Source organism: Mycobacterium sp., assembly GCF_049673265.1.
Lineage (GTDB): Bacteria > Actinomycetota > Actinomycetes > Mycobacteriales > Mycobacteriaceae > Mycobacterium.
Window position 1 is genome coordinate 1 of the sequence record NZ_JBATXN010000075.1, and the last position, 1768, is coordinate 1768.

Annotated in this window: 3 protein-coding genes; 1 reads left to right on the forward strand and 2 read right to left on the reverse strand. The window is 66.3% G+C overall.

What is annotated here, in order from left to right:
- Positions 1-286, forward strand: a 286-nt coding sequence (locus tag WBF82_RS02705) for a hypothetical protein (protein ID WP_424381561.1), incomplete at its 5' end; no start/stop codon positions are given.
- Positions 287-296: 10 nt separating this feature from the next.
- Here the strand turns inward: WBF82_RS02705 and WBF82_RS02710 are convergent.
- Both WBF82_RS02710 and WBF82_RS02715 read right to left on the reverse strand, forming a co-directional pair.
- On the reverse strand, positions 297-1130 hold the full coding sequence (locus tag WBF82_RS02710) for an enoyl-CoA hydratase/isomerase family protein (protein WP_424381562.1): 834 nt from the start codon (positions 1128-1130) through the stop codon (positions 297-299).
- 20 nt (positions 1131-1150) lie between these two features.
- Positions 1151-1768, reverse strand: a 618-nt coding sequence (locus WBF82_RS02715; protein WP_424381563.1) for a PfkB family carbohydrate kinase, incomplete at its 5' end; no start/stop codon positions are given.

Genomic DNA, 1768 nt, shown 5'->3' on the forward strand with positions numbered 1-1768 from the left:
GTCGCGCACCAACCACGCGGCGGGGTTGCTTGGGATGTACGGCTATTGCTGGTGGGTCGCTGGGCCGTCTAACGAACTGCGCCACATCGGAATTGGGGATACCCTCTACTCCGCGATCGGATTCGGCGGGAACTTCCTGACCGTGCTCCCCGAGTTCGATATGGTAGTCACAGTCGTAACCGATACCCCCACCTGGCTTGAGGACTCGTCAACACCGCGTCCCGGACCAATGACCAACGACGACTACCAAGAGCTGCTCGTCCACCTTGTTGCAGCGTTGTCCTGACACAACTCCGTCACAGCCGTCCGTCCACCCGCAGGTCGGGATGCACCCAGTTCGGCGACCGGCGTTCTCTGAATGCGACAAACCCCTCGACGGCCTCGGCGCTTTCGATGCTGGCTTCCATTCCGATGCGGTCGTAGAGGCCGAGGTAGTTATCCAGGCTGGACTTGACGACCCGCCGAGCGCCCGGGGCGGTACGGCAACATTGCGCTAGTACCTCGGTGGCGGCGGCCATCAGCTCATCGTGCGGCACCATCCTCGCCACCATGCCCCAGTCGACGGCTTCCGACGCGGTGAGCGTCCGCCCGGTCAACATCAGATCGCGGGTGCGGATCGGGCCCACGATGCGCGCCAGCATCTGGCTGTAATAGGTGTCGGCGATACCGCGGTATAACTCGGGAACCCGGAACGTCGCCCGCTCGCTGACGACCGCGACGTCGCTGCATATGGCGATCTGCAGCCCGCCGCCCTGACACAGGCCGTTGACCGCGGAGACCACCGGCTTGGCTGACTTACGCAGCGTGTCGAACGGCGTCACATCCATCGACAGCGCCGAACCCCACTGCATCCAGTTGTCCGCCCCGCCGCCGCCCAGGTCGCCGCCCGGGGCGAAGACGTCGCCGGTTCCGGTGATGAGCAGGCCCGCCAGGTCAGCGTCGGCGTTGACCCGCGAGACCGCGTAGCGGATGCCGAAGTACATCGCCGGTGTCATCGCGTTACGGGCTTGCGGACGGTCCAGGGTCACGACCGCGAACGGCCCCTCCCGCCAAAACGTCAAGTAGGGCGTCCCCAGCCAGTCACCCTCGGGAGGGCGTGGGCTGCCATTGTCTTGGGGGGTCGGCGGCATGGCGTCTCTCCTTTGCGCGATCAGGTTGGTGGTATTTGATCAGTGCGCCGAACCGCTTCGTCGATCGCAGCGGCATAGGGTGCGCAGTCCCCGGCGCCGGGCACCAGAGTGGCCAGCGCGCCGGCGGCACAGGCCCGACGCAATGCTTGGTCGCGCCCGTTGATCCACCCCGCGGCGAGCACGCCGGCGAATACGTCGCCAGCGCCGGAGGTGTCGACGGCCTCTACCGCCAGCGACGAGACAGTGAGCTCCTCACCGCCGCCAATATAGCTGGCGCCGCTGCTGCCGCGGGTGATCACTCGATGCGCAACCGGCCAAACCCATTGCGCCGCTTCGGCTTCGTTGACCACCACTACATTGGTTACCTCAGCCAGCTCGGCCAGCTCGCCTGGATCGCCGCCGGACGGCGACGCGTTGACGATCACGGTCGCTCCGGCTGAATGCGCTTCGCGGGCAGCGGCTGTCGCTGTCGTGACTGGAATCTCCAACTGCAGCAACAGCACATCGCAGTCGGCGATGAGTCCGCGCAGCGAGGGGGAGTCCAGTGTCAGATGATGATTGGCACCCGGCGCGACGACGATCAGGTTCTCGCCGGCCGAGTCCACCACGACGACTGCGCTGCCGCTGGGACCGGGCAA

Coding starts and splice junctions, on each gene's coding strand:
- WBF82_RS02710 (WP_424381562.1), bottom strand. CDS start 1,130: ATGCCGCCGACCCCCCAAGACAATGGCAGCCCACGCCCTCCCGAGGGT.